Raw genomic sequence first — 22,869 nt, 5'->3', positions numbered from 1 at the left:
ATTTACTCCCCCTTATACGTTGGTGTGCGTTTTTCCTTGAATGCTTGTAATCCTTCTAATCTATCTTTCGTATGGATTACACCTTCATACGCTTGTTTTTCCATTTGTAATCCGGTATGTAAATCAACTTGAATACCATTTGAAATTGCCTCTTTTGCTAATCGAACAGCAATAGGTCCATTACTAGCAATTTTCTCTGCTATTTCAATCGCTTTCTCTTCAAGTAAATTAGCTGGTACAACAAATTCTACTAAACCATATTCTTTTGCTTCTTGCGCTGAAATACGTCTACCTGTATAAATTAATTCTTTCGCTCTACCAACACCAATTAATCTCGGTAAGCGCTGTGTACCACCCGCTCCTGGTATAATTGCAAGTGTCGTTTCAGTAAGACCAAGACTTGCAGATTCAGCAGCAATTCTAAAATCACAAGCTAAACTTAATTCCGTACCACCACCAAGTGCGATTCCATTTATAGCAGCAATAACTGGCTGTGGTAATTGTTCAACCATCTCCATAGTCGTGCGAATCATACTAACAGCATGGCGAACTTGTTCCTCATTCATACCAGCACGTTCTTTTAAATCAGCACCAGCACAAAATGCTTTTTCACCAGCACCTGTTAGAATAACTACACGCGTATTGGACTCTTCACTTATTTGAGTTAATATGTTTTGTAACTCTTCTAATAACGCTAAAGATAATGAGTTTGCTTGTCTTTCACGATATAACGAAATCTTTACAACGTGAGGTGTTACATAATCAACTGAAATGTTTTGTAATTGTAGCATCTTCTCACCTACTTATCGTTTTATGTTGAAGCGCTCTATACACATGACTCGGTAATTGGATATTTAGCTTACTTTGAATAAATTGACTAGCTCGCAATAACTTTTCTTCGTCTATATTCGTTTGAACTCCTAATTTATGGAGCATATGTACTAGGTCATCAGTAGCAACATTACCTGATGCTCCTGGTGCATAAGGGCAGCCCCCGAGTCCACCACAAGAACTATCAAATGTTGTAATACCGTATTCTAATGATTTAACTACATTTGCTAGAGCCATTCCATACGTATTATGAAAATGCATGGCAAACTGCGAAGCATCATACTTCTTTAATAGATGTTCTAATACTTGTTCTACTTGTAATGGATTCGCTACACCGATTGTATCCCCAAGAGAAACTTCATAAATGCCGTATGAAAATAGTTGATTACATAATTCGTCAACTGCTGTGACACTTATATCCCCTTCATAAGGACATCCAAATACAGTAGAAACATAGCCTCTTACCTTTTTCCCTTCGAATAATGCCTGTTTTGTTATATCTTCGATTACAACTAACGCTTCTTTAATCGATTTATTAATATTACTTTTATTATGAGATTCACTTGCTGATAAAAAAACATTCACCTCATCTACATTTTGCAAAAAAGCTCGTTCCAAACCATTTTGGTTCGGAACAAGCGCAGCATATGTAACATTCGGATCCCTTTTCAGCTCAGAAAACACATCATTTGCATCCGCTAATGCTGGGACCCATTTTGGGTGAACGAATGAGGAAACTTCAACATACGACAATCCTGCTTCTGTAAGTAGTTGAATCCATTTTACTTTATCTTTTGTGCCAACAATCTTTTTTTCATTTTGTAAACCATCACGTGGTCCTACTTCTTTAATGACAGCAAAATTAGGTAGTTTCAATTCGCTTCCCCCTATATCTCCCTATTCAATTTCTAATAATACATCTCCTTCATTTACAAAATCGCCTTCTTGCACATTAATTTTCATAACTGTGCCGGCTTCTTCTGAAATGATTGGAATTTCCATTTTCATAGATTCTAAAATGACGACATCCTGCTCTTCCTCTACTGTATCTCCTACTCCTACAACAATCTTCCAAACGTTTCCTGCCATCGATGCGTATACTTTCGTCATCATTTTTTCCCCCTTAATATTGTTAGATCTTATTTTTTAACGAGTTGTTTCGTTACAAAACCCGTTGTATAAATACCCGCTTTGAACACTTCGTCTTCCAAAACTTGCAGTAGCATTGGCGTGTTCGTTTTAATACCTTCCACTTTTAATTCTTCTAGAGCATCATGTAATTTCGAAATTGCTTCTTCACGAGTCTCGCCATGTGCAATGACTTTCGCAATCATTGGATCATAGAAAGGTGTAATCGTTACATGATTTTCTAAGAAGTGATCAATTCGTACATTTGACGGTAATGTTAAATCTGTAATTTTCCCAGGTGACGGGAAGAATGTTTTCGGATCCTCTGCATAAATACGAGCTTCAATGGCATGACCACTACGTTTTACATCATCCTGAGTAAATGATAGTTTCTCTCCACTTGCGATAAGGAGTTGCTGTTCTACAAGGTCTAATCCCGTAATTTCTTCTGTCACTGGATGCTCCACTTGTAATCTCGTATTCATTTCTAAGAAATAGAAATTTTTCTGATTATCTACAAGAAACTCAACTGTACCTGCATTTGTATAGCCAAGTGCTTTGGCAGCTTGTACAGCAACTTCTCCCATCGCCTTTCGTGTACCTTCATCTAAAAATGGTGAAGGTGCTTCTTCGATTACTTTTTGATTTCGGCGCTGTACCGAACATTCACGCTCCCATAAATACACTGTGTTACCATGTGTATCTGCTAAAAGCTGAATTTCAATATGATGCGCATCTGCTATATATCGCTCTAAATACATTTCCCCGTTACCGAAGAAGTTTTGCGCTCTTGTTTTATTACTTTCAAACGCTTTGGTGAGCGTTTGCTCAGTTTCCATCAACTGCATACCAATGCCTCCGCCGCCTGCGGATGCCTTAAGCATTAATGGATAACCAATTTGTTTTGCAATTTCAATTGCTTCTTCAGCAGTTTCAATATTTGTAGTAATACCTGGGACTACTGGGACATCTGCTGCTTGCATTGCGATACGTGATTCAATTTTACTTCCCATCTTCGTAATGATTTCTTCTGAAGGACCGATAAATACGATTCCTTCTTCTTTGCAGCGAACCGGAAAAGACGGATTCTCTGATAATAAACCATAACCCGGATGAATGGCTTCTGCATTTGTCTTCTTAGCTATTTCAATAATTTTTTCAAGGTTTAAATAGCTTTCTTGAACACGCGGTCCACCTACTAAGTAAGCTTCATTTGCCATTTTCACATGAAGGGCATTTTCATCTGCTTCAGAATAAATAGCAACAGTGCGAATGCCAAGTTTTTGACAAGTTTTCATAATACGAACAGCGATTTCCCCGCGATTCGCAATTAATATTTTTTGAAACATAGTGATTCCTCCCTTTTATCTACATCCTAAATGTCTAGCAATTACGAGACGTTGAATTTCAGAAGTTCCTTCACCAATTTCTAATAGTTTCGCATCACGAATATGTCGTTCAACTTCATATTCACGCATATAACCATATCCACCATGAATCTGTACTGCTTGATTCGCAATACGGCTTGCTGCTTCCGATGCAAATAGTTTTGCCATTGCCGCTTCTTTGCCGAAAGGTTTATCGTTATCTTTTAACCAAGCTGCTTTATGTACTAAATTGCGTGCTAGCTCTACTTCAGTCGCCATATCAGCTAATTTAAATTGAATCGCTTGGAAATTAGAGATTGACTTTCCAAATTGTTGACGTTCTTTCGCATATTGTAATGCACGTTCAAAGGCTGATTGCGCAATACCAACTGCCAATGCTGCGATTGAAATACGCCCTCCATCAAGTGTATATAAAAATTGTTTAAAGCCTTTATTTACATCACCAAGAATATTTTCTTTCGGTACACGAACGCCATCAAGTACGATTTCACAAGTATTAGAAGCGCGAACACCCATCTTATCGTAAGGACTTGAAATCGTTAATCCTTCACTCGTAGTAGGCACGATAAATGCAGAAATACGTTTTCTACCATTCTCTTCAATACCGTTGACAGCGGTTACAATAATTGTATTTGCATACTCTGCGTTTGTAATCCAACACTTCTCACCACTGATTACATACTCATCACCATCTAATACCGCTTTCGTTTGAGTACCACCTGCATCTGATCCAGCATTCGGCTCCGTTAATCCGAAGGCACCTAATGTTTTACCTGACGCCATCGGAACTAAATACTTTTGTTTTTGTTCTTCTGTACCGAAATAATAAATTGGAGAAGCACCTAATGAAATTGTTGCAGCATAGCTTAAACCGGTGCCACCACAAGCGCGACCAATTTCTTCAACTGCTAACGCATACGATACCGTATCGCCACCTGAACCTCCATACTCTTCTGGGAATGGGATGCCTAATAATCCTAGTTCGCCCATTTTTTGAAATGTTTCATATGGAAACTCTGCAGTTTTGTCATAATATACAGCTTTCGGTGCGATTTCCTTTTCAGCAAAGTCACGTACCATTTCTTTAATCATTTGTTTTTCGCGAGTTAGAGTAAATTCCATTCCGCTACACACCCCTTATCGAATATTGAGTTTCGACAGCGTGCGAGTTTCTACTACAAACATAACAACTTAAAAGACAAGAATATTAGTTAGACAATTGCTACAATTCTGTCATAACTTAATTTTAAAACAGATTCTGTACTAATGCACAAAAAAATTCCTACATTGTTCTACAACAACATAGGAGATTTTGTGTCGAATTATGTAATTTATTGTTTAATAATCTCTACCTTTTCCCGAATCAGAAATTTCTACTAATGCTTCAGGGTATGGTTCGAAATACGTTTGTCTTAATAAATACTTTTCATCAAATCGAATAGCCCATGATTTTAATATTGTAAGTAAACTACTAAGTGGTATTTTCTTTTCTGCATACTTTTGTAACAGTTCTATAAAATGATCTTTTTCTTGTTTTTTTAACTTTGTTTTAAAATATCCAAAAATGTGCTCGCATACATTTACATTCGATGTATAACGGGGCGCACGCATAAATAATTCATATAAAGTCTTCTCATAGTTTTCAAATACCACTTCAATCTTTTCATTTTTTTGATTTGCAATTATACGACCTAATTCCTTTTGTTTCACCTGATTATATGCCATAAATAAATATTTATTGTCCGACTGAAACGATACAAGTTCTTTCATATTTTTATTGTGTTTAATCATTTTGTAATATGCGATTGTAAATAACCTTGTAAAGAAATGCTCTCTAATAATAAAATTCGACAATCTACCTTCCTCTTCAATAGGAAGATGCGAAAAATTTTTTACTACTGCTCCGCCGAATAAGCCAGCTCCTTTTCCTTTTGCTGGCGCTTTTTCAAAACCAGAATAAATTTTCACATCACGCGTACCACAACTTGGTGAACGATTCTTTAAAATAAAACCATCCACATCCGGTATCGTTTGTAAAAAGTCATTTGAAAACTGCTCCATTTTTTCAGTTACATCTTCTCGTGTCGACGGTTGCACAAGTCTATTCTCACCATTTTCTTCTACAATTCGTATCGTTTCACGAGGAGTCCCCAATCCAATCTCCACTTCTGGACAAACAGGTATAAATGTAACAAATGGCTGCAAATTTCGTATTGTTACATCTGGAATCATCTCTCCATTATAACGACAAGCATCAAATTCTAAACACTTACTTACGACGATTGTAGGTTTTGCAAATTGTCGCATCTTATTACCTCCTTATTGCTAGTCCGTATAATATAAATTGTACTAAGATTAACATTTTAAGCAAAGTTTGATTCATTTATTTTTATAAGAAATATATATCCAATGATATATTAACAATCATTCAACTCTATTTTCTATAAATGTGCGCTCTATAATGATGGTTTAGATACTGTGAAACGAATAATATACACATACTCTGGAGAATTTAATACGTAAGAAAGGAGGGAGCTTTATGAAGAAGAAATTATCATCTATTTTAAGTGTTTTAGCACTATCTATAATGTTTTTAGGTACATCTGCACAAGCTGAATACGATGGAAATAATATGAATAGAGTTAATAACACTGACATTTCAACTCGAGTTAATGACAATAACTTAGACAGAGTTAATAATGATGTGAGAACTAGAAATGTAAATACGACAAATGATTTAAATGATGATCGTGATAGAAATAATAATTGGGCTTGGCTCGGTTTATTAGGACTAGCAGGATTATTAGGTCTTAGAAGAAGAGACAAAGAAACACGTTAATTTAGAACATTTTTAGTAAACAAGTACTTATTTTATAATGAATGTAACTCGCCTTTTTAAAGGCGAGTTATTATTTTCTTAAATGTAAAATATGTAATTCACACTTCAACGATTAAATTCGTGGAGTTAATCCATACAATATAAATTGAATCGTATTTTCAATTTCCGCTTCATCATCCCATTTCTCTTCAGGCAATAATAAAAATCGTGTTAATAATAAACCTAATACAGCTGATAAAGTAAGACGTAATACGGCAGATGGCGGTATCTCAATAATTTCCCTTTCTTCTTGAAATTTCACAATTAACTTTTTGAAATGTGAAAACAGTTCTGTTTCTATTAATTGCTGTATTTCATTTTTTAGTTCTGGTTGAAATGGCACTTCTTGAATTAATATTTTTATCATAGGGAAGTGTTTTTGAGCAAATTTAAATCTATTATGAATTACAACCCTTAAAAGTCCTTCATACGATTCATACTCCGATTTAAATATTTCTTTTGCAAAGGTTTGTACGAAAAATGGTGCAGCGAACTTAGTTAAAGTTGGCATTACGACCGCTAGTAATAAATCTTTTTTTGTTTTATAGTAGCGGAAGATAGTTCCCTCCGCTACACCAGCACGCTTTGCAATTTCACTTGTTGAAGTTGAAGCGTATCCTTTTTCTCCAAACATATCAACAGCCGCCTCTAATATACGCATTTGACGTTCATTTCGTTTGTCCGTGTTAGTTGCAGCTATTAATTCCTCCAGCCAATCTTTCTGCATTTATAAAGCTCCTTTTTATCATTATTATATTTTGCGATGTTTCTTTAAAGCAAATACATTTCCTACTGCAAATAATATTGAAAAAAGTAATAATACAGTAAGATCTAATGCAATCTCTGTAAACCCTTGATTCCGAATCATCACTTGTCTCATTGCGTCAGCGCCGTATGTGAGTGGAAATACTTTCCCTAACATTTGTAGGTTCATAGATTCCATTGGAAACAATCCAGAAAAGAAGATTTGTGGCACAATAACAAGCGGTATAAATTGAATCATTTGAAATTCATTATTTGCGTATGCCGATAAGAACGTACCTAATGTTAGTGCAGTTAAAGAGAGCATACATGTAATAAGTAGCGTTAACCATATGGAGCCAGCTACATATAAATCTAAAATATAAACGGAAAAACTTACGATAATAATGGATTGTATAAAGGCAAAGATTCCAAAACCAATAATATAACCTGCGACTATTTCCCATCTTCTTACTGGGGTGGATAATAACCTTTCTAGCGTACCACTTAAACGTTCTCTTACGAAGGATACACCTGATAATATAAATACAAAGAAAAATGTAAAGAAACCAATTAATACAGGACCAAGCCCATCAAACATCGTAAAGTCTTTAGAGCCATGTAAATAATTTACTTCAGGTTTCATAATCGATACATCATTCTTCTCTGCGCTTTTTTGCAATACTTGAAGTACAGCACGATTTTTTGACGAATCACTACCTTCCAACAGAAGTTTCATTTTTCCATTCTCTATTTGAAATACTGCATCTACCTTTTGTTTTTCCAACTCAGAAATCGCCTTTTCATTACTGTATTCATAAATTGACGCTTCTTGATTTTTCATCACTTTTACTATTTGAGCGGGCATATCAACAACAGCAATTTGCGGTATATAGTCTTTCTGTGTAAACACTAGCGATAATAGCCAAAGTAATAATATTGGTGCCCCAAACATCATCGCTAACGAACGCTTATCTCGAAAAAATTGGCGAATAATACGAATGATTACACCAGTAACTCTCATGATGACACCACCTCTTCCAACAAAAAGACATCTTCAATCCGTCCAGATGACACGCGTTTTTTCAATTCTTCAGTTGTTCCAACCGCAACTAGTTTCCCTTCTCTAATTAATCCTAGACGCTCACAAAATTCAGCTTCATCCATAATGTGCGTCGTTACAATAATCGTTGTGCCTTTCTTTTTAAGATCATAAAATTTTTCCCAAATCGTTTTTCTAAGAAGCGGATCTATCCCCACTGTAGGCTCGTCTAAAATTAATATTTCTGGTTCGTGAAGGAGTGCTATTGCTAATGATAAGCGTTTTTTCATTCCACCTGAAAATTGTTGTACTTGCTTTTTCATATACTGTGACAATTGTACAAGTTCAAAAACCTCTGCAATTCTTGTCTTTTTACGTTTTCCCTTTAGTCCATACATCGTTGCTATAAAATCTGCATTTTCATATGCTGACAATTCTTCGTATAATGCATCCGCCTGGGCCATATAACCAATTCGTTTCATTTCATTTAAATTAGGCATATTAGTATTATTAACAAGCACTTCACCTTTCGTTGCCTCATTAATACCTGCAATCATTTTAATGAGCGTTGTTTTCCCCGATCCAGAAGGTCCAACAAAACCAAAAATCTCTGCTTTTTCAACTTGCAATGAAAGATTGTGTAACACTTCTTTTTTTCCAAAACTTTTTGATACAGTCCGTAAAATAATTGAAGGTTGTTGCACGTTTCATCCTCCTTTTCCAATAAAAATGAGTGAGTACTCACTTTTATTTTACTCTTGCTTAATTATATGTCAAACTTCGTTGATTAGTATGTATGTTCAATCACCGATATTAAACAATGAAACAGAGTCGACATTAGAATTTCATTTCCTAAAGTCGACTCTGTTTCATTTAAACTATAAATTTCACTTTACGTTTTTAAATTCATATACTTCCGAATTCTAGCAACGTCTAAAGAATATTCGATAACTAATTGCTGTAACGGTAAAATAACTGTGTCAGGATATAAATGTGCATATTGTAATGTTTCTGCATATTTTTCTAACCTTTTTTCTAAATACTTTATTATTTGATCAGGATGACTTACTAATAAACATTTACAATAATAATGGATTTGTTCCTCAATCGCCGTGTATTCTTCAATTTCATATTCTTTATGCATGTGTACACCCCTTTAAGTTTTTTATATGAATTACTTATCACAATTTTCACTCGACAAATTTTAAGTTTTTTGATTATTTACACTATAACAAACACTGAGGGTCAAATTTTGTTACTTTATGTAACGTAGAAAATTTTTAACAAAATTGTAATGTTTACTCCTGCAAAATACAGAAAGCCCCTTTACTCATTTTTGTATAAAAAAAATCGTACAGCTTAATTTAGCTGCACGACTACAATTTCTGGCCTATTCAAAATCCTTTGCGGAATGATACTATTTCCTAATCCTCTACTCACTACCATTGATGTATTTTGTTCTACATATAAACCCGCTGTATATTTAGGTAAAACACCTTGATTTGGCGCAACTAATCCTCCGATAAATGGCAATCTAACTTGCCCTCCATGAGCATGTCCCGATAAAACCAAATCCAACCGCTCATTCGTATATTCCTTTATAAATTCAGGCCGATGGGATAATAATACATTATATTTATCTGGCTGCATTTCAATTTTCGCTTTTTTAATTTCATCTATTATAATATTTCCTTCATCACGGTTTCCAGTACCAAACTCTGGATCATCAATACCTAGCAAGTTTATTTCTTGCTCACCCTTTCGAATGCCTACATGTTCATTCCTTAAAACATTGACACCATATTTCTTCAACTCTTTTTCTAAACTGTTATACTTTCCAGACCATTGTTCATGGTTTCCTGTCACAAAATATACAGGATATTTCTTTACAATTTCTCGTATTAATTGCATACTAACTTCTGCATCGTATGATTTACTGTCAATTAAATCACCCGTAATCGCAATAATATCTGGGTCTATACTTTTTATTTTTTGAATTAACACATCTTGATTATCGCCAAATTTTTTATTGTGTAAGTCTGAAATTTGTAGAATTTTATACCCTTTAAAAGAGGATGGTATTTTACTAGAGGTTATTTTAACCTCAGTTATACTTATTAAATTGTTCTGTAAATATAAAAAGATTGTAAAACCTACTAATATACAAATAATCATTACAATTCTATTAATCTTCTTTTTCATATTTTCTCCTTTACATTCTCATCAAACACTTCTATATGCTAACTGAATTATATTATACTTTCTTGAAATTTATTTAAATTAATAAAATAATACAGTACATGAAATTTCATATGAGATATGTCATATATATTCGTTATATTTTTACTTTTACCTTTTTAATAATAAGAATACAAAAACGACTCTTATCACAAGAAAAGAGTCGTTTTCTAACTTTATACTTTTAATACTTTCATGTTAAAAATGCGAAAACTAAAATACTATTACCTAAGAGCCTTAACTATAACTTTAGTTGCCTCTGCAATGAGTTGATTATCATAAGTTGCCTCTTTCTCATCTTTACTAGATAAAATTGCGATGATAATTGGTGCTCTATTTGGAGGCCAAACGATAGCAATATCATTTCTTGTCCCGTAACTGCCAGCACCTGATTTATCTCCAACTACCCAGTCAGTTGGTACGCCTGCACGAATAAGTTTGTCTCCTGTAGCATTTCCTTTCATCCACTCTGTAAGAATTTTACGTTTTTCAGCAGGAAGTGCATTTCCGACCGTAAAAGCTTTAAGATTCGTAGCAATAGCTTTCGCTGTACTAGTGTCACGAATGTCTCCTGGAATAGCTTCGTTTAATTCTGTTTCAAAGCGATCAGACATAGTAATCCGATCCCCCATATGCCTAAGCGCTTTTTCATATCCTTTAGGTCCTCCTATTTTATTAAATAAAATGTTCCCTGCAGTATTATCACTTGAACGAACAGCTGCCTCAGCAATTTCTCCTAGTTTCATTCCAGTATCTACATGTTTCTCTGTAACAGGTGAATAATCCACTAAGTCTTCTTTCGTATATGTGATTACTTCATTTAATGAATCAATTGAGTTTTGCTGTAGTAATACTCCTGCTGCTAAAGCCTTGTAGGTTGATGCGAAGGCAAATCTTTCGTTAGATCGATAAGAGATTGTTTGATTTGTACCAGTATCAATCGCATATACACCTAATCGAGCATCAAATTTTTTCTCAAGTTGAGAGAACTCTTTATGCGTCGCCTGATTTTTATGTTTCACTTGTCCAGTCTTTTCTTTCGCTTCAACTTGCAGTGCCCCTCCTGTAAAAGCTTCTAGGCTTGTAATACTTAAACCTAATATACCAACGCATATTCCTATTTTTAGCATCCTCTTATTTTTCAAAATCATCATTCCTTCCAAATTTTTAGTACCTTTTTATACGTACACATAATAGACAATCACCGAACCAAATTTGTTCCATAAACTGAAAAAATTTTTATAGCTAGTATGAGAGTTATTAACAAAATAAGAGATAGTAGCTATGATCGCCGCTATCTCTTATTTCACATTTCATTTTTTTCTTATAAATGGCTTTATACAAACAGGTTCTCTTCCCTGAGAAAAGTATCTTAATTTTGCTTAGAACTACCTGTACTAGTAGATTCACCATGTATACGTTGCTGTTTCAAATAAAAGTATACATCTAAAACTTCCTTTCCAATTATAGAATTAATTCCATTTTTATCATCATGAAGCCATGGAACTACTACAGAAAATGCTACTTCTGGATTATCATATGGAGCATATCCAATTAACGTTAAGTTGTAACATTCCATACGTTCTCCTTTTGCATTTCTGCCAATCGGGTCATCTCCACCATATACAGTTTGGGCTGTTCCTGTCTTTCCTGCTGGTTTATATGGCGCGTTTTTGAAATACTTCACGCCAGTTCCATCACCTTCTTGGAATACCCATCTAAACCCTTCTTTTATCCGATCAATATGTTCTTTCTTCATATCAATTCGATTTAATACGACAGGCTCTATGGACCGTATAACTTTGCCAACCTCTTCTTTTATTGATTGTTCTCGTATTTCTTGTACAATTTGAGGTTGCATTCTATAACCACCATTCGCAATCGTTGAAATATATTGCGCTAATTGCAACGGCGTATACGTATCATACTGACCGATAGAAAAATCTAGTAAAAAACCAGGTTGACTATCTACTTTTCTCGTTTGTCCAATTATTTCATTCGGTAAATCAATACCTGTTGGGACACCTAAACCAAATTGCTTGAAATAATAGCGCATCGTATCAAATGCTCCTTGTTTAATATCCAATGAGCCATTTGGTACGTAATTAACTCCCGCAATTTTTAAAGCTGTCTGGAACATGTATACATTCGAAGATACTTGTAAAGCTCGTAAATCATTAATATTACCAAATCCGGATACATTCCACGATTTTTTAGCTTGTGTACCTTTAAATTTCATCGGCGCGTCATAAAATTGATCTCCTGGATGTATTGCCCCTGTCTCATATCCAGTTAATAAAGTAGCACCTTTTACAGCTGACCCTAGCTCATACGAAGTTGTCATGTTACCTAACGCCAAATCCTCAACCTCTATTTTCCCTTCTTTTTCTACAATCTTTTTGCCTGCCATAGATAAAATTTGTCCGTTATTTGGATTTGTCATGACAACAAAAGCTCGATCGAGCAGTGGCTCTGAACTCTTAAAAGCTCTCAAGTTTTTCTCTATACTTTCTTCCACTTTCTTTTGTAATTCCATATCAATCGTTAATGTTAAACTATTACCACTTTTTCCTTTAGAGATTATTTCTGTGCTAACAATGTTTCCTGATTTATCAGTAATATTTTTCACTTCTTCTTTTGTGCCGTGTAATACATCTTCATATCGTTGTTCAATATAACTTTTTCCAACACGATCATTACGGTTATATCCACGTACTAAATAAGAATCTAAATTTTCTTTCGGTAATCCTTCTTCACTACTCGTAATATTTCCTAATATAGAACGAAATAAATTACCATTTACATAATTACGTTCCCAATCAACAGTGGCATCTACTCCTGGAAAATCTCCAAGATTTTCGCTTATCCGCGCATACTCTTCATCTGTTACATCTTTTTTTATAATTTGTGGTGTTAGTTGATAACCTGAACTCATTTTACTTTTAATAGCTAACACCTTTAAATCTTGTGCTGTTAATTCTGCTAATTCTACCTCTGTAACGCGACCTCGTCTTAAGTCTTCTATTTTTTTATCTAACTCTTTCCCCTCTATACCCTTTTCTTTAAACTTTTCTATATCTTTCTTAGTAATCTTTGTCTCCGCACGTTTCGAATTCAACTGCATCCAAAAATCTTTTTTATCGATATCTGTTAATTTATTTATATCTTGTTCAGGCATTTCAAGTACTTTCGCCAAGTCATTTGCTGTTTTTAAAATATCTTCATTCGTAATCCCCTTTACCCTTGTATACGTAATTGTGCGAAGAGATTTATTATTAACGACTGTTTTCCCTTCTCGATCTAAAATTTGTCCACGCGGAACTGGAATACTAGTTATTGCATTTTGACTACTTTCCACTTGGTTCTTATAAGCCTCTCCCTCAACGATTTGTACTTTTCCTAGCTGCATAATAATAGCTGAGAATAGTACAAATATACAAAGGAACATTATATTTAATCGAATAGATATATATGTCTTCTGCTTCTTGCCTTTTTGTTCTTTCATAAATCCTCCATATAATTCTTCCGGAACTCCTCACTAATACTTAAACGTTCCCTATATATTTGAAACCATTATTCGGTTATAAATAGTGTCTTATCTTTTTTTCTAAATCTTTGTAAGTATTAATTCCTTTTTGTATAACCGCGTAATTGATAAATCTCCCTTCCTTTTTTCTCACTTGTTTTTTGTCGCTTGCAATGTGACTCATATTATATTTTACACATAGGCTTGCTAGTAACTTTTCATATTGATTATTCCTTTCTTCATGCTGTAATACTTAATAGACAACCTAAACAATACAGTTGTTCCACATTTACAAAAAAAATAATTAAATATAAGATGAAGTAGGCTACATAAGGGAGGGTTATATGTTACATACAAAAAGATGGAGATTATTTGCGGTTCTTTCTATTGTAGGTTTGATTTTACTAATTTTATTAAAAATCAACTTCATTTCAATTACTATCGCAACTTCTTCAGCTGAAAGAGGAAAGATTTTTGATCGAAATGGTGCAATACTAGCTACAAATAAGAAAGTTAAGTCTCTATATTGCACTTCTAATGATGAAAAGCTATCGAAACAAGATACATCAAGCACATTAGCTTTTTTTAATCAATTTTCAAGCGAGTTTCAACATGATATTTCTACAGAGAACATAAAATCTCAATTACAACAATCTTGTAAAAAGCAGACTATGAATGATATACCGTTATACTCTGATATAACTGAGAATGAACTTGCATTCATAAACAAAAACAAACCCAATAATGTAATAATTAAAGATGAATGGATTCGATATTATCCTAAACACGAAATTGGTTCACAAGTAATTGGGTATGTAGAAAATGACCTTAATTCAAAGCATATGGCTGTTGGAAAAAGCGGGATTGAGCTGCAATATGAAAATGATTTAAAAGGAAAACCAGGTAAAACTCTTATTTTTAAATTGAATAATAAAAAGTTCTTATGGAACATTCAAAAAGTACAAAAAGGAAAAGATGTACGGCTAGCTTTAGACTCTGAGTTGCAGCAAAAGGCAGAAGAAGCATTAAGATCGCAAATTAAGAAAACACCTGATGCTAAAGCTGGTTATGCTGTAGTGAGCGATGCAAAAACTGGCGCGATTTTAACTATGGTCAACTCGACAGTTTTTGATCCAAATATATTAAATACACATGTATCTTCTAGAAAAGAAAATATTAAATCTCTTTCGCAAAATAAAGCGATTCAAAAATTAAAGTATGGTGAATCTTATGTAAATATGGCTTCTACTATAAAACCACTTACTATTTTAATTGGATTAAACGAAAAACTTTTTCAACCCGAAGATACTTATTTAGATAAAGGTACTTTTCAGTATGATAATCAAAATAACATTACAAATGCACCTGGAACACCAACAGGTGAGATTACACCGAGGCAGGCTATCATTAATTCATCTAACACATTTATGACAGCAAAAGTTGCTCTACCATTATTTAACCAAAATAATGGAAATGTAGAAAAAGTGGCACATATATGGACAGATTATTTAATGCAATTCGGCCTACGTTCTAAAACCGGGATTGATTTACCCTTTGAAGAAGACGGTAAGTATGAATTCCATCCTTCTAATAAGTTTGAAAATGGAATCTCCGCTTTATTAAATGCCTCGTGGGGCGGAAATGAAGTGCATACTCCTCTTCAACTCGCTCAATATGCAGCAACATTGGCAAGTAAAGGTGATAAATATAAACCTCAAATCGTAAGTGCGATTATTGGTCAAGATGGTAAGGAAACCAAAAAGTTTAAAACCATTTTAGAAAGTTCAAATCGTTACCCGATGAACTTTTGGAGTGTCGTGCAAGGTGGAATGAGTCAAAATATAGAGGAAATTAAAAAGTTGCCCTTTGACGTCGCAGGTAAAACAGGTATTACAGGTTTTCCAAATGAGCAAGAAAGAATGATAAATCATTCTCTTTTCATTGCATATGCTCCTACTGAAGATCCACAAATTGCCGTTTCTGTCGTTATTCCTGGCAGTAATTCCGAAAAAAACATTGCCGCTCTCGTTACATCAGAAATTTTAGAGTACTGGAATACTCTTCAAAAAGAGAATAAAAACAAAGAGGAAGGTTCATTAAAGTGAACCTTCCTCTTTTACCATATAGAATCTATATTTATTATTTTCCATATACCTTCATTATTCTTTTCGAACATAAATGAATATTTAATATCAGTTAAAATGTACTCTTTCTGTACATATCCAGTATTACCGTTAATTGTCGATATTTTTATATATCCATCATTCTGCACTTTTTCTGGAATCCAAGCTTTTACCATTTCATTAGATACTTCATATAAAACTTGTGATTCTCGCTTTGGTTCTGCTAAAATTTTTGTTTTATTTCCAGTAACAGTTGCATATATAAAATGTGCTTGCTTTGGTTGGTTACTTTCCGTCAATCCACTTGGTACTTTATATACTTGCTTTGTATCATTTCCAAACTCTCCCCCCATTGTAAGGGCGACTTGCAACTCATGAAAAATATCTTCATCAAACTTCAGTTCATCCTTCTTATAACTCTTCCCTTTGAATAGAACTTCATCATTTAACGCTTTGTACAAGTCATTTTCATTTTTTGAGTTCGTACTTTGATATAGTTCATTCATAAATTGTTTTAATGATGGATCTTGAGCAGACTCATCTTTTGTTTTAGGCTTAATTTGAGTACTACTTTGTACTGGTGATTTATTATCATCAAGCCAAGGTTGTTGAACAATGAAAAATAACATTGTACAAACTAAAACAACTACAATAGGTAATGCTTTTTTATGAAATGGTCTTTTATGTTTTACAAAATCCACTTCATTATTTTCGTATATAGACTGCTTTATTTTAGAAATAAATTCTTCTTCATCTTTACGATTCTCCATTGGGCCTTTTTTTATTTTTCTATACCAGTCAGGATTTTGTTTATTGTTCATCACTACTACCCTCCCCTATTAATTTTGAAACCTTACTTCTCGCTCTACTTAATCTCGATTTTACAGTTCCAATGGATACTCCTAATGTTTCAGCCATTTCTTCATATGATAATTCATATTTTGCGTCCAATATAATTATTTCACGGTGCTTTTTAGGTAGTTTTAATACAACCTTCCACACCTCATTCATCTCTTCTTGGTTAAAAAATTCTTGTTCTGCTGACAGGGATTGCTTATCGTCACTAAAAAATCCTATTAAAGATATCCTTTTAAAATAGGAGGATTTCAAATAGTTTATTGCCGTATTTCTTGTGATTTTTAAAATCCACGTTTTAATAGATGACTCCTTTCGAAATGAATTCCAATTTTTAAACACCTTTATAAATACATCTTGCGTGATATCATCTGATAAGTGTGGATCTTTCGTAATAATAAATGAATAATTCCATACATCTTGCCAATAGTCTTCTATAACATAGTCCAGCTCATCATGATTACACTTTTCAATAAACGTCTGTTCCATTTCCACACCTCAAACTTATTTGAATAAACATAAAAACTGCCCTCACTTTTATTATGGTTTCAATATATAGACAAGATACAAGTTTCATTTGTTCCATTGTTTATCTTTTTTCAAGCAGAATAATACTACTAAAAAACAAGTAAAGCATACAATGATAAAATTCTACTCATGAAAATCTGTTTTTTGAATTTAACGTAACACTCCACTTGTCCATTTCAACTTGCTATACTCTTCTATTTACCATTAGCAATGCCAACTTTTCAGAAATGAAAATTAAGATAAGGTATTAACTTTCTAGAGTCGCAGCAAAAAAGCATTCTCGATTAGAAAGAATGCTTTTTTGAAATTTCATTGCTCTATATTTTCCCCAATTTATATCTTTGAGTTAAGCAAACATGTAATAAATGTAGTCAAAAAATTCACCTTATAATTAAGTATTATTTCTGAAATACATGTTTTACTTTTTCACCTGGAACGTTACTTCCCCCTCTTCCTTTTACATCTTCAATCATCATTGTAACAATCATGTCTGGCGCATTTGCATCGAAAGCTGCGAACCATCCCAGTTCTTTTCCGTCTGCTTCTTTCGACTCTTTCAGTTCTGCTGTACCAGTTTTACCAGCAAGCGTTACACCATCAACCTTTGCAATTCTCCCTGCACCATCAGGGTCATTAATGACTTTGATTAATGCACTCTTTAATATTTCTTGATTCTTTTTAGAAACCACATTTTCTTTCCAATTCCCTGCTACTTTTGCTTCTTTTAAAAGATGTGGCGACGGAATATTCCCTTCATTCACAATCGGTGCATATGTTAATGCTAAATGAAGTGGTGTCATTAATACTTGTCCTTGTCCATAGCCTGTGTCTGCTAGTTGGATATCGTTTCTTATCCCATCTCTTGCAATGATTGAAATAGGAAATTCGTATTCGATTGGTAATTTTTCATGAAAACCGTATTTCTTCAGTTCATTTACATACTGATCTTTTCCTATTTTCAAAGCTTGTTGAGCAAAATAAATATTATCAGAGTACTTCATTGCCTTATCAAAATCAATTGGACTTGCATCCTTTACACGCGTTACATAGTAATTTCCCCAAGATGAATCTTTTGTCCACTTCAATCCTTGAATTTTAAATTCTTCCTTCGGATTTATTGTGTTTGTTTCCAAACCAATTGCACCTGTGATCGTTTTAAATACGGAACCTGGTACAAATGCTTGTGTAAAGCGATTCGTCATTGGTAGTTTCGAGTCGTTACTCCATGCTTCTCGTTGGGCTTTCGATGCTCCTCTAACTATTATATTTGGATTATAAGCAGGGCTACTTACAAGTGCGATTGTTTCACCTGTTTTAGGATTAATCGCTGCACTAGACCCTGCTTCAGTTTTCATCTCATTAAAGATTTTTTCTTGAATTGCAGCATCAATTGTTAACGTAACATTTTCTCCTTCTTTTGCTTCTTTTTTTGCTACGTTTTTAATCTCTTTCCCCTTCTCATCTTCTATAAATACGCGTCCACCCTTTTCACCACGCAATTTATTTTCTAACACTTTCTCTAAACCAGTCTTACCTACTAAATCATCTGCTTGATAACCTTGTTTTTGAAGTGATTTTAACTCCTCCGCATTCACCTTTCCTATATATCCAGTTAAGTGTGCCGCTGCTTCACCTAATGGATACGTACGAATATTTACTGGGTGAGATGAAACTCCTTCTAATTCAATATAATCATTCTGTCTGGTTCCCTCTTTTAAAATGCCAATTGGTACAAAGGAGTCTGGTTTTATCCATTTCGCTGTGAGCTTTTGTTCGACCTCTTCTATAGACATATCAAGTAATTGTGCTACTATTTCTTTCGTTTGCGCTGCTGTTTCGCCTAGTTTCTCTGGAATAATTCCAACCTCAGTTGCTTTACCATTCGTTGCAAGCCCTTTTCCATTTCGATCATATATTTCTCCGCGTTTTCCTTGCTCTATTTGCATACGTACTTTGTAATCTTTTTTCATACCTGGGAAGATGAAGTCTGGTGTCCAATCTATTTCCCAAGACTCTTTATCTTTCACAAGTTTTGCTTCATGGATGAATGAAACTGGTCCTACATCCGTATCCATCTTAACTTCAAAAAGAAAAAGCTCTTTATCTTTCGTATTCTCTCCTTTCATTTTAACTTTTAAATTATTAGCTCCAATCCCCTCATAGATTTTTTGATATTTTTCTGTGAATTCTTTTTTAGAAATCGATTTTTTGGCATGGTCTGATAAATGATCATACATATTTGCAAATTTTCTATCATTCCATAAATTGATATATTCTTCAAATGCTTGTTTTGGTGGTTCGTTTTTATTACATCCTACCAACAAAACTGCGAAACAAACGAAAAGCAGCATCCATAATTTTTTCAATTCAATCTTCTCCCTTAGTTAAAAATGATGATTCCTTTCGTAATTTATTTAATAAAAAATGTTTTAACGCTTAATAGACAGTGTAAGTAATGACATTGTTCCATATTTACAAAAAAATTAATATCTATGTTCATTTTAATACAAAAAAGGCAGGCATAAATATATGCCTGCCTTCCGTTCCCAAAATCAATTACACCCTAAAACAACGTGTGGTTAACCAAATCCAGATACTCTTCTACACCCTATTTTTTACTTTTCTAAAATAATTCCTGCTATTTCATTAGCATATTTTTTAGAGTCAAATCCATCATAGTTACTTAGTACTACAACAGTCAAATATTCTTTTGGAAACCGTATGAAGTATGAACGATAACCTGCCCAGCTACCTGAATGTTCCAAGTATCGACAGTTAAAACCTTCTGCAAGCCTTAGCCCAAAAGCATAATCTTCATTGTCAATAATCGTTTCCCTAGTTGGAGAAATTTCCGGACCTATTTCGCTCATTCTTTTAACAAGTTCTTTTCCGCCAACGGTACCTGTAGTTAAATTTTCTCCCCACTTTACCAGGTCTTCGACTGTTGCATGAACTGCCCCATCACCTGTATGTTCCCAAGGGCTTTCATAGACCATATATGCTCCTTGTTCATTCTTTGAATACCCCCTAGCAATTGATATAGTAGTTGGGTAGCAATCTACAATTGTTGTGTCTTTCATATTTAAAGAATCAAAAATACGTTCTTTTGCAAACTGACGTAAAGACTTCCCGCTTACCTTCTCTACCACCAATGACAATAAAAAATATCCTGTATTGCTATACTCAAATTTTGTGCCAACAGGGAACCTTGCAATTTGATGACCATTAAGGTGTTTTAGCGATTGTTCCACAGTTAATATATCAGTAAATTTAATATTTTCTGCATGAGCCAATTCCATATAATCAACTAGTCCGCCAGTATGATGAATTAGATGCCTCAATGTTACTGGTTCAGCATATGTTCCTATAGAAGGGACAAACTTTACAATTGAATCATCTAAACTCAATCTTCCCTCTTGTTCTAAGAGTAATATAGAAAACGCTGTAAATTGTTTAGAAACTGAGGCGATATTAAAAACGCTCTTTGTGGTTATCGGTAGATTTTCCTCTATAGAAGCTAAGCCAACTGCACCTTTATACGTTACTCCGCTATCAAAACTGGCCATATATGCAAAGCCAGGAACTTTTGGTGAAAACTTTTTTAATAATTGTTTAATCAATGTATGCGTCTTTTCATTATATGTATTATTCACCTTAATCACATCCCCTTCTCTTTGAATGGTTAGGAATACAATAAAAAATACTATATATATAAAATGTCAAATTCTCCTTTCAAAATTTAAACTTTTTAATGCATTATGCCAAGTACTAAAGGAAAGCAAAAATTATTAAAGAAATTAATAGTCTACCTTAGGATTGCTCTTAACAGGTTAAAAGCTTTTACAAACAAATTTTAGCAAACAATGTCTTCCCCCTCTTTTTTTATGACAGTTTTTTGATTGGAATGAAAGCCAATAGAATTAATTATTGAAATATACAAAAAATCTTAATATAAACAATATTTTACAGCGCTTCTTCTATAACGTAAATATTCATTTTACTTTATTTTCCACATAACAAAATATTCTACTTGAGAAATTATTGTTCCGTGGAAATTTTTTCCTTCTCACCAAATGGAAGAAGAATCCTGACTGTTAGCGCTTTTCGTATTACTCAAACCTGATAACAAGCATGCGTCCTCCGTCAAGTGTACTTCAGCAAAAGTACTAAATCCTGGAGTGTCACCTGTATGCCTCCCAATCGGAACACAGGTTGGAAGCTTAGTTTCATCCTTATAAATAAAAAAATAGGGGGAGCCTATCGTGACAGACTCCTCCTAAAATACAACTCTCGTATACATATCGGAAATGAATTTATTTTACTAATAGTGAATATTCACCATTTTTATCATCAAATTTATACACATTCAGATAATATTTCCCTGGTTTCGCTACGAATTTTCCCTTTATAGTATTTCCTTCATCTTCACCACAAGCTACATAATTTTGCATATCTGATTCATGATAAAGTACCCATGTCATCCCAATATTTTGTTCATTTACCACAGAAATCTCTACTTCTTTTGGATCTGTAACATTAAACGTATAAACATCTGTTTGATCAGGAGTAACCAGATTTCCTTTTACAAGCGTATTAAACGGGAGTATCTTCTCTTCTTCAAGGAACCCGCCTGTTTGCGGATCTTGTTTTACAGTAACTTTTGTCTGTTCTATACTTTCTTTTCCTCTACTATCTTTCACAGTTAGTTCCACAGTATATGTTCCTTTTTCTCCATATATGTGGGTAGGATTCGCTTTTGTACTTGTTATACCATCCCCAAAATTCCATAGATAAGAAATAACTTTTCCATTTTCACTTGTTGTACCATTGCTATGGAATTGAATTTCTTCATTTACTATCCCGCTGTATGGTCCATTCATATTTACTATAGTAGTCGTTTTTTCTTTTTCCTCTGTCGCAACACCATGGAAAACAATATCATATTCAAATTGATTAGCTGCATTCACACGATAGTTTACAAAATAGGCTGTAACTGTTTTATAACCGCTCCACCCTTTTTGGGATAACTGCTCTAAAGTTTGATTTACTTGTTTACTCATCGTTTTCCAATCTTCAGACTCACCTTTTGATATCCCACCAACGTACGTGCCTTCCACGCTAAATGTGTTAAAGAATTGCGACTCATGTTTTGTAATTTTTGCATCTTTTATATTTGCTACATCTACAATTTCGTTTTTCACTTCAGCTAACGGCTTTGGTGCGTGTTGAATTAAATAATCATTTGTTACTTGAGGTACATTATATTTATCTTGATTATCAGTCAACTGCTGCATATATGCTTGATATTCTGCATTCAATTGTGTATTTTTGCTTAATAATTCACGATACGCATCATAATTTTTCACATCGTTTGCACGGATTAAATCTTGAAGCTTATCAAATGTATCAAATTGATGATTATACAAATAAGACTGTAGTGCAAAGGAATACTTATAAAAGTCCCAAGATCCATATTTGGCGAACAAAGTTTGCTTTGCTGTATAACGGCTTGCTGGATCAGATGATAAGCCACTTATCATACTTTTACGCGGAACAACATTATTTGTACGTGTAGATCCTGCAAAAAATTC

General features: G+C 33.9%; 20 protein-coding genes. 2 read left to right on the top strand and 18 right to left on the bottom strand.

The features are described from left to right. Positions 1–2: 2 nt before the first annotated feature. From MR136_RS22135 to MR136_RS22110, 6 genes are all read right to left on the bottom strand, one after another. Positions 3–791 (bottom strand): enoyl-CoA hydratase, encoded by a 789-nt coding sequence (locus MR136_RS22135; RefSeq protein ID WP_000939818.1) that lies wholly within the window; start codon positions 789–791, stop codon positions 3–5. A gap of 4 nt (positions 792–795) precedes the next feature. Next, positions 796–1,707: a hydroxymethylglutaryl-CoA lyase gene (mvaB, locus tag MR136_RS22130; RefSeq protein ID WP_000775436.1), complete on the bottom strand. Its 912-nt coding sequence runs from the start codon at positions 1,705–1,707 to the stop codon at positions 796–798. 21 nt (positions 1,708–1,728) lie between these two features. Continuing rightward, entirely contained in the window at positions 1,729–1,944 is a 216-nt protein-coding gene (locus MR136_RS22125; protein WP_001987345.1) for an acetyl-CoA carboxylase biotin carboxyl carrier protein subunit, read from the bottom strand. Between the two features lie 26 nt (positions 1,945–1,970). Continuing rightward, on the bottom strand, positions 1,971–3,308 hold the full coding sequence (locus MR136_RS22120) for an acetyl-CoA carboxylase biotin carboxylase subunit (protein WP_000486749.1): 1,338 nt from the start codon (positions 3,306–3,308) through the stop codon (positions 1,971–1,973). Between the two features lie 15 nt (positions 3,309–3,323). Then, on the bottom strand, positions 3,324–4,469 hold the full coding sequence (locus MR136_RS22115) for an acyl-CoA dehydrogenase (protein WP_000397279.1): 1,146 nt from the start codon (positions 4,467–4,469) through the stop codon (positions 3,324–3,326). Positions 4,470–4,685: 216 nt separating this feature from the next. Continuing rightward, positions 4,686–5,654, bottom strand: a complete 969-nt coding sequence (locus MR136_RS22110) for a YbgA family protein (RefSeq protein WP_001248640.1) — start codon at positions 5,652–5,654, stop codon at positions 4,686–4,688. 232 nt (positions 5,655–5,886) lie between these two features. Between MR136_RS22110 and MR136_RS22105 the strand changes: the two genes are divergently transcribed. After that, positions 5,887–6,186 (top strand): WGxxGxxG family protein, encoded by a 300-nt coding sequence (locus MR136_RS22105; protein ID WP_017673447.1) that lies wholly within the window; start codon positions 5,887–5,889, stop codon positions 6,184–6,186. A gap of 112 nt (positions 6,187–6,298) precedes the next feature. Here the strand turns inward: MR136_RS22105 and MR136_RS22100 are convergent, their stop codons facing one another. The 7 genes from MR136_RS22100 to MR136_RS22070 form a co-directional block, all read right to left on the bottom strand. Continuing rightward, positions 6,299–6,952, bottom strand: a complete 654-nt coding sequence (locus tag MR136_RS22100; protein WP_078421591.1) for a TetR/AcrR family transcriptional regulator — start codon at positions 6,950–6,952, stop codon at positions 6,299–6,301. A gap of 24 nt (positions 6,953–6,976) precedes the next feature. Further along, entirely contained in the window at positions 6,977–7,990 is a 1,014-nt protein-coding gene (locus tag MR136_RS22095; protein ID WP_017673446.1) for an ABC transporter permease, read from the bottom strand. Next, on the bottom strand, positions 7,987–8,712 hold the full coding sequence (locus MR136_RS22090; protein WP_016081571.1) for an ABC transporter ATP-binding protein: 726 nt from the start codon (positions 8,710–8,712) through the stop codon (positions 7,987–7,989). Before MR136_RS22090 ends, MR136_RS22095 begins: the two co-directional genes overlap by 4 nt. 188 nt (positions 8,713–8,900) lie before the next feature. Beyond that, positions 8,901–9,152 (bottom strand): hypothetical protein, encoded by a 252-nt coding sequence (locus MR136_RS22085; protein ID WP_000548621.1) that lies wholly within the window; start codon positions 9,150–9,152, stop codon positions 8,901–8,903. A gap of 215 nt (positions 9,153–9,367) precedes the next feature. Continuing rightward, on the bottom strand, positions 9,368–10,210 hold the full coding sequence (locus tag MR136_RS22080) for a metallophosphoesterase (RefSeq protein WP_078421592.1): 843 nt from the start codon (positions 10,208–10,210) through the stop codon (positions 9,368–9,370). A gap of 260 nt (positions 10,211–10,470) precedes the next feature. Next, positions 10,471–11,397 (bottom strand): class A beta-lactamase Bla1, encoded by a 927-nt coding sequence (bla, locus tag MR136_RS22075; protein WP_002164538.1) that lies wholly within the window; start codon positions 11,395–11,397, stop codon positions 10,471–10,473. Between the two features lie 221 nt (positions 11,398–11,618). After that, positions 11,619–13,751 (bottom strand): peptidoglycan D,D-transpeptidase FtsI family protein, encoded by a 2,133-nt coding sequence (locus MR136_RS22070; RefSeq protein ID WP_078421593.1) that lies wholly within the window; start codon positions 13,749–13,751, stop codon positions 11,619–11,621. A gap of 365 nt (positions 13,752–14,116) precedes the next feature. Here MR136_RS22070 and MR136_RS22065 point away from each other — a divergent pair, with 365 nt between their 5' ends. Then, on the top strand, positions 14,117–15,877 hold the full coding sequence (locus MR136_RS22065; RefSeq protein ID WP_078421594.1) for a peptidoglycan D,D-transpeptidase FtsI family protein: 1,761 nt from the start codon (positions 14,117–14,119) through the stop codon (positions 15,875–15,877). An 11-nt stretch (positions 15,878–15,888) separates the two neighbouring features. Here the strand turns inward: MR136_RS22065 and MR136_RS22060 are convergent, their stop codons facing one another. The 5 genes from MR136_RS22060 to MR136_RS22040 all read right to left on the bottom strand — a co-directional run. Then, a complete protein-coding gene (locus MR136_RS22060; protein ID WP_074553476.1) occupies positions 15,889–16,716 on the bottom strand; it encodes an SH3 domain-containing protein in 828 nt (275 codons plus the stop codon). Continuing rightward, on the bottom strand, positions 16,706–17,239 hold the full coding sequence (locus MR136_RS22055) for an RNA polymerase sigma factor (RefSeq protein ID WP_139365901.1): 534 nt from the start codon (positions 17,237–17,239) through the stop codon (positions 16,706–16,708). The genes MR136_RS22060 and MR136_RS22055 overlap by 11 nt, the downstream gene beginning before the upstream one ends. Positions 17,240–17,676: 437 nt before the next feature. After that, a complete protein-coding gene (locus tag MR136_RS22050; protein WP_078421596.1) occupies positions 17,677–19,644 on the bottom strand; it encodes a penicillin-binding transpeptidase domain-containing protein in 1,968 nt (655 codons plus the stop codon). A gap of 249 nt (positions 19,645–19,893) precedes the next feature. Next, positions 19,894–20,931, bottom strand: a complete 1,038-nt coding sequence (locus tag MR136_RS22045; RefSeq protein WP_078421597.1) for a serine hydrolase domain-containing protein — start codon at positions 20,929–20,931, stop codon at positions 19,894–19,896. A gap of 660 nt (positions 20,932–21,591) precedes the next feature. Then, positions 21,592–22,869: PKD domain-containing protein (locus MR136_RS22040; RefSeq protein ID WP_242259599.1), on the bottom strand; the 1,278-nt coding region annotated here is incomplete at its 5' end.

The organism is Bacillus cereus group sp. BfR-BA-01311 (genome assembly GCF_022664295.1).
Classification (GTDB): domain Bacteria; phylum Bacillota; class Bacilli; order Bacillales; family Bacillaceae_G; genus Bacillus_A; species Bacillus_A cereus.
This window is presented reverse-complemented; position numbering and strand designations above follow the sequence as displayed.

Bases quoted from the DNA above. Each gene is read 5' to 3' on its own strand.
- MR136_RS22135 (WP_000939818.1), bottom strand. From the start codon at position 791: ATGCTACAATTACAAAACATTTCAGTTGATTATGTAACACCTCACGTT.
- MR136_RS22125 (WP_001987345.1), bottom strand. From the start codon at position 1,944: ATGATGACGAAAGTATACGCATCGATGGCAGGAAACGTTTGGAAGATT.
- MR136_RS22120 (WP_000486749.1), bottom strand. From the start codon at position 3,308: ATGTTTCAAAAAATATTAATTGCGAATCGCGGGGAAATCGCTGTTCGT.
- MR136_RS22115 (WP_000397279.1), bottom strand. From the start codon at position 4,469: ATGGAATTTACTCTAACTCGCGAAAAACAAATGATTAAAGAAATGGTA.
- MR136_RS22110 (WP_001248640.1), bottom strand. From the start codon at position 5,654: ATGCGACAATTTGCAAAACCTACAATCGTCGTAAGTAAGTGTTTAGAA.
- MR136_RS22105 (WP_017673447.1), top strand. From the start codon at position 5,887: ATGAAGAAGAAATTATCATCTATTTTAAGTGTTTTAGCACTATCTATA.
- MR136_RS22100 (WP_078421591.1), bottom strand. From the start codon at position 6,952: ATGCAGAAAGATTGGCTGGAGGAATTAATAGCTGCAACTAACACGGAC.
- MR136_RS22095 (WP_017673446.1), bottom strand. From the start codon at position 7,990: ATGAGAGTTACTGGTGTAATCATTCGTATTATTCGCCAATTTTTTCGA.
- MR136_RS22085 (WP_000548621.1), bottom strand. From the start codon at position 9,152: ATGCATAAAGAATATGAAATTGAAGAATACACGGCGATTGAGGAACAA.
- MR136_RS22080 (WP_078421592.1), bottom strand. From the start codon at position 10,210: ATGAAAAAGAAGATTAATAGAATTGTAATGATTATTTGTATATTAGTA.
- bla (WP_002164538.1), bottom strand. From the start codon at position 11,397: ATGATTTTGAAAAATAAGAGGATGCTAAAAATAGGAATATGCGTTGGT.
- MR136_RS22070 (WP_078421593.1), bottom strand. From the start codon at position 13,751: ATGAAAGAACAAAAAGGCAAGAAGCAGAAGACATATATATCTATTCGA.
- MR136_RS22065 (WP_078421594.1), top strand. From the start codon at position 14,117: ATGTTACATACAAAAAGATGGAGATTATTTGCGGTTCTTTCTATTGTA.
- MR136_RS22060 (WP_074553476.1), bottom strand. From the start codon at position 16,716: ATGAACAATAAACAAAATCCTGACTGGTATAGAAAAATAAAAAAAGGC.
- MR136_RS22055 (WP_139365901.1), bottom strand. From the start codon at position 17,239: ATGGAACAGACGTTTATTGAAAAGTGTAATCATGATGAGCTGGACTAT.